General features: G+C 61.6%; 5 protein-coding genes. 1 reads left to right on the forward strand and 4 read right to left on the reverse strand.

Features of this window, described 5'->3' with window-relative positions:
- Positions 1-139 precede the first annotated feature (139 nt).
- Positions 140-1108, forward strand: a complete 969-nt coding sequence (locus BWR59_RS31200) for a threo-3-hydroxy-L-aspartate ammonia-lyase (RefSeq protein ID WP_081569523.1) — start codon at positions 140-142, stop codon at positions 1106-1108.
- A 255-nt stretch (positions 1109-1363) separates the two neighbouring features.
- Here BWR59_RS31200 and BWR59_RS31205 read toward each other — a convergent pair whose 3' ends face one another.
- From BWR59_RS31205 to tcuA, 4 genes are all read right to left on the reverse strand, one after another.
- Positions 1364-2314 carry an aldo/keto reductase gene (locus BWR59_RS31205; protein WP_081569524.1) on the reverse strand — a complete coding sequence of 317 codons (951 nt, stop codon included), beginning with the start codon at positions 2312-2314 and terminating at the stop codon, positions 1364-1366.
- Positions 2315-2501: 187 nt separating this feature from the next.
- Positions 2502-3800 carry an MFS transporter gene (locus BWR59_RS31210; RefSeq protein ID WP_081569525.1) on the reverse strand — a complete coding sequence of 433 codons (1299 nt, stop codon included), beginning with the start codon at positions 3798-3800 and terminating at the stop codon, positions 2502-2504.
- A gap of 60 nt (positions 3801-3860) precedes the next feature.
- Entirely contained in the window at positions 3861-5018 is a 1158-nt protein-coding gene (gene tcuB / locus BWR59_RS31215) for a tricarballylate utilization 4Fe-4S protein TcuB (protein WP_081569526.1), read from the reverse strand.
- A complete protein-coding gene (gene tcuA, locus BWR59_RS31220) occupies positions 5005-6459 on the reverse strand; it encodes an FAD-dependent tricarballylate dehydrogenase TcuA (RefSeq protein WP_081569527.1) in 1455 nt (484 codons plus the stop codon). Before tcuA ends, tcuB begins: the two co-directional genes overlap by 14 nt.
- Positions 6460-7019 lie beyond the last annotated feature (560 nt).

Below are 7019 nucleotides of genomic sequence, written 5' to 3' on the forward strand. Positions count from 1 at the left end.
GTGGCAAAGCCCCAGGCCAGCGGCCGTGATGGGAGCCCTTTGGAAATCTGGACGTACGGGCGTCAGTGGCCGACTATACCGGTCGTTTTATGTGCGACCTCGCCTGCGAGGCCTATCCGCCTATTCCATTGAGGTAATCATGCAAACGCTTGTGCTTCCGACGTATGACGACGTGGTCGCTGCCGCTCAGCGCATCGAAGGCCACGCCCACAAGACCCCGGTGCTGACCTCGCGCACGGTCGATCGCGAACTGGGCGCCGAGCTGTTCTTCAAATGCGAAAATTTCCAGCGCATGGGCGCTTTCAAGTTTCGAGGCGCGTTCAATGCCTTGTCGAAGTTCGATGCGACCCAGCGCAAGCACGGCGTTGTCGCGTTCTCTTCAGGGAATCACGCTCAAGGCATCGCGCTGTCGGCACAATTGCTGGGCATCCCCGCGACCATCGTCATGCCCCTCGACGCGCCTGCCGCCAAGGTCGCGGCCACCCGAGAGTATGGCGCGACGGTGGTGACCTACGACCGCTACACCGAAGACCGTGAAGCCATCGGCCGGCAGCTCGCCGAGCAGCAGGGTCTGACGCTTATTCCGCCGTACGACCACCCGGACATCCTCGCGGGGCAGGGCACGGCGGCGAAGGAGCTGTTCGAAGAAGTCGGCGCACTGGACACGCTGTTCGTCTGTCTCGGGGGTGGTGGCCTGCTGAGCGGCTCGGCGTTGTCGACCCGTGCGCTGGCACCTAACTGCAAGCTGTACGGCGTGGAGCCTGAAGCCGGCAACGACGGGCAGCAATCGCTTCGCAGCGGCAACATCGTCAAGATCGATACACCGAAAACCATTGCCGACGGCGCCCAGACCCAATATCTGGGCAACTATACCTTTGGCATCATCAAGCGCGACGTCGACGACATCCTCACCGCCAGCGATGCACAACTGGTCGAGGCGATGCGTTTCTTCGCCGAGCGCATGAAGATGGTGGTAGAGCCGACCGGCTGCCTGGGCTTCGCGGCGGCGCGAGAAATGGCCAGTGAATTGAAGGGCCAGCGCGTGGGCGTGATCATCAGCGGCGGCAATATCGATCTGGACAACTACGCCAGACTGTTGGCCCGGTAGCCTGCTCAGGTCTGCGCCTTGATCCTTCACCGAGCAGGGTCCAGGACACAGATCCAGGTGGCACCACGCATGCAGCGTGGGAGGGAGCTTGCTCGCGAAGGCGGTGAATCAGTCGCTATGGCAGTGGCTGGACTGACGTTTGCGCGAGCAAGCTCCCTCCCTCAGGGAACTGCATGTGCAGTTCAATGGTTGTATGCCCCACAAGGCAACCGCGTTCGGAAGCTCATGTCGCGGGACCTTGCCGGTGCGCGAGGTTCACAACCCCTCGTTCAGCGCCTTCATCTGCTCCGCCGTCAATTTCAGACTCGCTGCCTTGGCAAAGCTTGCGACTTGCTCGACGCTGGTGGCGCTGGCAATCGGTGCGGTTACGCCTGGGCTGGCCATCAACCACGCCAGCGCGATTTCCGCAGGTTTCGCGCCATGGTCAGCTGCCACGGCATCGAGTGCAGCAAGCAATTTCAGACCTTGCGGATTCAGGTACTTCTCCACCCGGTCGCCGCGCTTGCTGCCGCCCAGATCTGCTTTTGACCGATATTTGCCGGACAAAAACCCAGACGCCAGACTGAAATAGGTCACCACGCCAATGTTTTGCGCGACACACAGATCGCACAAATCCCCTTCGAAACTCGAGCGGTCGGACAGGTTGTATTCCGGCTGGATGACTTGATACGCCGGCAGGTCGTTGGTGCGGGCAACCTTCAAAGCCTCGGCCAGCAGTTTCGCGTCGTAGTTGGACGCGCCGATGGCGTTGATCTTGCCGCTGCTGCGAAGCTCGGCATAGGCGCTCAGGGTTTCTTCGTGGGTGACCTGTGGATCGGGCCAGTGCGAGAAGTACAGGTCGATATGGTCGGTGCCCAAACGGCTGAGCGAATCTTCGGCGGCCTGAAGGATCCAGCGTTTCGATAGACCCTTTTTCTCCGGCGATCCCATTTCCGAGCCGACCTTGGTGAAGATCGTCACCTTGTCGCGTATCCCCGGCCGTTGTTTCAGCCAGCGTCCCATGATGGTTTCCGACTCGCCGCCACTGTTGCCCGGGACCCAGGCCGAATAGACGTCAGCGGTATCGATGGCATCGAAGCCGTGGTCGACGAACGCATCGAGCACAGCGAAGCTGGTCTTCTCGTCAATGGTCCAGCCGAACACGTTGCCGCCAAATACCAGTGGCGCGATGTTCAGACCGGTGTTGCCGAGGGGACGTTTGAGCATGACTTTCTCCTGGGTTGGGTAACACGAAGTGGACATCCATTGAGCCGTTCACGTTCAGGCACCGTTCGATGAAAGCACAGGGTCGCGTCGGGGAAAAAGTGAAACATGCGTCATCTGCCGGGGCTGGCCGAAGGAGGGCGTTGAGCGCGGCACGACCGATTCGTCGCGCCGCAGATTCAATCTTCGGTCAAGCGGACTTGGCCACCCAGGATTTCTGTCGACGGTACAGCACCAGTGTCGCCGACAGCCCGCACACAGCGGCGAACATCAACCAGTAGGCAGGGGATGCCTTATCGCCTGTGCTTTGTACCAGGAAGGTAGACATCGCTGGCGTGAAGCCGCCGAAGATCGCGGTCGCGAGGCTGAACGCCAGCGAGAAACCCACCACGCGCACGTTCTGCGGCATGACTTCGGTCAGCGCTGCGACCATCGCCCCGTTGTACATCCCGAAGAAGAACGAGAAGTACAGCAGCACGACCAGAAGCCGTTCGAAACTCGCTGCTGCGGCCAGCCAGTGCATCGCCGGATAGGCCGTGAAGATGCACAACAACGAAATGCCGAGCAGCAACGGACGCCGGCCGATGCGATCGGAAATCGCGCCGCCGACCGGCAGCCAGATGAAGTTGGTCAGGCCCACGAACAGGGTCACGATCAGGCTGTCAGTTGTGCTCAAGTGCAGCACCGATCTGCCGAAAGTCGGGGTATAAACCGTGATCAGGTAAAACGTGGTGGTGGTCATCGAGGCCAGCAAGCCGCCTGCCAGCACGGTCCGCCAGTTATCGCGCATCGAGCGAAAGACTTCGCTGGCGCTCGGGTGATGAGTGCGCGCCTTGAACGCTTCCGTTTCCGCCAGAGAGCGGCGGATGACGAAGATGAACGGGATGATCGCGCAGCCGATGAAAAACGGAATGCGCCAGCCCCATGCCGCGATCTGTGTGCTGTCCAGCCAGGCATTGATGCCATAGCCCAGTGCCGCAGCCAGGATGATTGCGATCTGCTGGCTGGCTGACTGCCAGCTGGTGTAAAAGCCGGTGCGCCCCGGGGTAGCGATTTCAGCCAGATAAACCGAAACGCCGCCCAGTTCCGCGCCCGCCGAGAAACCTTGCAACAGGCGTCCCAAGAGCACTAAAAACGGTGCTGCCAGTCCGATACTGGCGTACCCCGGAACCAGCGCGATCAGCACGGTGCCGCAGGCCATGATCGACAGGGTTACGATCAGGCCCTTGCGGCGGCCCACCTTGTCGATATAGGCCCCGAGCACGATGGCGCCGAGCGGCCGCATCAGGAAACCCGAGCCGAACACGGCGAAGGTCATCATCAGCGAGGCGAACTCGCTGGTCGCCGGGAAGAACGTCTGAGCGATGTAAGTGGCATAGAAGCCGAACAGAAAGAAGTCGAACTGTTCGAGAAAGTTGCCGCTGGTGACCCGCACGATGGCGGCGAATTTCGCCGCTTTGGTTTGGGTCGTAGGGTGTGTGTTCATCATGGCTTGGCTGTGCTCGGTCTTGTTATTGGAATGAAGGCCGCAATGTCTATGCGGTCGAGGTTAATCACTACCGGCGTTGATCGGATTGGGCTGGCGTTTTTCGATGGAGAACTTCAGCAGCGCGGCGCTGCGGAAAATGCCGTGGGCGAACTTGCTGTAGGGCATCGTCAGAAAGAACGCCATGACGAACCCCAGATGCAGCGCCAGCAACAGGCCCAGTGCCGCGGTTTCACGAAACGCCAGCAAGGCCAGACCGCTGACGCTCAGGGCCAGCAGCAGCGCGATGAAGCCGCGGTCCATGGGCTTTTGCTCGGCGTCGCCGTGATCCGGGTGACGACGCAGGTTCAGCCACAGCAGGCCGGCTGGGCCGATCAGAAGACCGATACCCCCCGCGACGCCGAGCATCACGGGCAGGCTGAGGACCGGGTAGGGCGCGTGCCAGTTCAAGAGGAAGTGATACAGCGTGGCGACGCCGGTGGCGGCGAAACACAGCATGAAACCGTAAAAGGTCAGGTGATGAAAGCGGCGGCGCCACAACGTGAACTTGTCGTCCTCGTTGTTGCAGCCCTGGCCATGTCCGCCATCCAGATATTTCAACTGCGCAACGTTAGCGGTGGCTTCCAGGGCTGCAGAGGTCTTCACCGAGGCCGACGCTTCCCCGGGCGTGACTTCCCGCCAGAAACGCCTGACGCCGACGCCCAGCGCCAGCACCGCGAAACCGAAGACGCTGCCGAACATCAGTCCCAGCGTGTTGTGCGGGAAGATTGCGTAGAAGTTGCCGCCGGGCACGGCGCTGAACAGATTACCCATGATCAACAGGGTCAGGCACAGGAACAGCGTCAGGCCAGCGCCACTGGCGAGCGCCAATGTCAGGCCGTTACGTTGATAGAGCTTGCCCAGTGGTTGGGGCCACGCAAACTCGGCGTAGGTGTCGAGCCGGACTTTCGCCATGGCCTTGGGCACATTGACCGCGAACTCGTGAGGCGCTGCGTACTGGCAGGCGTGCAGGCAGGCCCCGCAGTTGTGGCAGAGGTTCGCCAGGTAATGGATATCGGCCTGTGCGAACTCCAGACGTCGGGTCATGGCCGGAAATACTGCACAGAAGCCTTCGCAATAGCGGCATGCGTTGCAGATGGTCATCTGCCGCTGAACTTCACTTTCCTGCAGATTGAGCACCGGGATCAGTTCACCCGGCGCAGCGGGATCAAACAGCTGCATGTTGCCATTCCCTATTCACGGTGGAAGGACCGAAGCCTGCCGAAGCGGCCGCTTGCGTACCGGCAATACGGCCAAACGCGGTGCCGATCGCCATGCCGATGCCGGCGGTGTAACCCTTGCCCAGGACGTTGCCCGCCATCATTTCTCCGGCGACGAACAGATTGCGGCTGCGCTTGCCGTTGAAGTGCACGGCGGCCGTTTCATCGGTCGCCAACCCCAGATAGGTAAACGTCACGCCAGGCTTGAGCGGGTAGGCGTAGAACGGCGGCTTGACCAGCGGACGCGCCCAGTGAGTCTTGGCGGGTACGAGATTTTCGGTATGACAGTCGTCCAGGGCGGTGTGGTCGAAGGTGCCGACCTGGCACGCGCGGTTGAAGCTTTCCACGGTGTCGACGAAGGTCGCTTCCGGTAGCCCCAGTTTGCGCGCAAGCTCGGCCAGCGAATTAGCCTGGGTGCCAGGAAACACCGGAGGCATGAAGCGACCGATGGCTTGCTGATCGATGATCGAATACGCCTGCTGGCCAGGCTGGCCGGCCACCAGTCGACCCCAGATGGCATAGCGCTTGGGCCAGAAATCTTCGCCTTCGTCGTAGAAGCGCTGGCCTTCGCGATTGACCACGACACCCAGCGAAACACAATCGATACGCGTGCAGATGCCACCGTCATACAGGGGGGCGCGGGCATCGATTGCCACCATGTGTGCCTGCGTCGGATCGCCGATAATGTCGGCGCCCAGATCGATCATCCGGCGCAGTAACACGCCGGTGTTGAAGCGGGTGCCGCGGATCAGAAAGTTATCCGAGGGCCACTCGCCGCGTTCGTTCTGGCCCCAGGCTTCGCGCAGCCATTCCCGATTGGATTCGAACCCACCGGCGGCCAGCACGCAGCTTCGCGCTTCGATACGCTGCGCTGGCAGGCGTGACCCATCGACTTCGCGTTCAGCAATATGCGCGGCGACGAACTGGCCGTCTTCGAGCTCGATATCGGTGACCTGAGCGTTGTAGCGAATCTGCACCCCAAGGCGCTCGGCACTGCGGAAATAGGCATTGACCAGCGCCTTGCCGCCGCCCATGAAAAACGCGTTGGTGCGGGCCACGTGCAGCGCACCGGACAGCGGCGGCTGGAAATGCACGCCGTGGGTGCGCATCCAGTCGCGACAGGTAGACGACGCGCGGATGGCGATACGGGCGAGCTTTTCGTTGGTCAGGCCGCCCGTTACCTTGAGCAGGTCCTGCCAGTATTCTTCTTCAGGATAGGCGTCTACCAGCACGTCTTGCGGCGCATCGTGCATGCAGCGCAGGTTGCGCGTGTGCTGGGAATTGCCACCACGCCAGACCTTCGGCGAGCCTTCTAGCAGCATTACGCTGGCGCCAGCCTCCCGCGCCATCAGCGCTGCGCACAGCGCCGCGTTACCGCCGCCTATGACTAGAACATCGATCATCGTTTCTCCTCATGCGCTGACGGACGGAAGCCCACGATCAAGAAGCGGGCTGCCAGCGACAGGAGAACATTATGGAAAACGGGTCCGGGCGCGAAAGACCGGATTCAACGTGGGGTGTTTAGTTTTGCTAAATACTTTGGGCAGTGCGCAGCCATCGATGCACACCAGATCTGTAGCAGCACGGCTGAATATGCCACCGCCGGCAAGCCGGACGGCTACAGGGTTTGTGGGCGGTAATGATCGTCCCCACGCTCTGCGTGGGAATGCATCCCGTGACGCTCCGCGTCACAGCGCACGCCGGCGCAGAGCGCCGAAGGCGGCGTCACCACGCAGAGAGTGGGAACGATCACTGAATCGCCTGGCGCAACACCATCCCCTTTAGCAGCACGGCTTGCCGGCGGTGAGGTGCTCAAGATCGCTACCGCCGGCAAGCCGGGCTGCTACAGCGCCTCATCCTCGGAATGATCGTCCCCACGCTCTGCGTGGGAATGCATCCCGTGACGCTCCGCGTCACAGCGCACGCCGGCGCAGAGCGCCGAAGGCGGCGTCACCACGCAGAG

The organism is Pseudomonas sp. Bc-h, assembly GCF_002080045.1.
In the GTDB taxonomy this organism is placed as follows: domain Bacteria; phylum Pseudomonadota; class Gammaproteobacteria; order Pseudomonadales; family Pseudomonadaceae; genus Aquipseudomonas.

Coding starts and splice junctions, on each gene's coding strand:
- BWR59_RS31200 (WP_081569523.1), top strand. CDS start 140: ATGCAAACGCTTGTGCTTCCGACGTATGACGACGTGGTCGCTGCCGCT.
- BWR59_RS31210 (WP_081569525.1), bottom strand. CDS start 3,800: ATGATGAACACACACCCTACGACCCAAACCAAAGCGGCGAAATTCGCC.
- tcuA (WP_081569527.1), bottom strand. CDS start 6,459: ATGATCGATGTTCTAGTCATAGGCGGCGGTAACGCGGCGCTGTGCGCA.
- BWR59_RS31205 (WP_081569524.1), bottom strand. CDS start 2,314: ATGCTCAAACGTCCCCTCGGCAACACCGGTCTGAACATCGCGCCACTG.
- tcuB (WP_081569526.1), bottom strand. CDS start 5,018: ATGCAGCTGTTTGATCCCGCTGCGCCGGGTGAACTGATCCCGGTGCTC.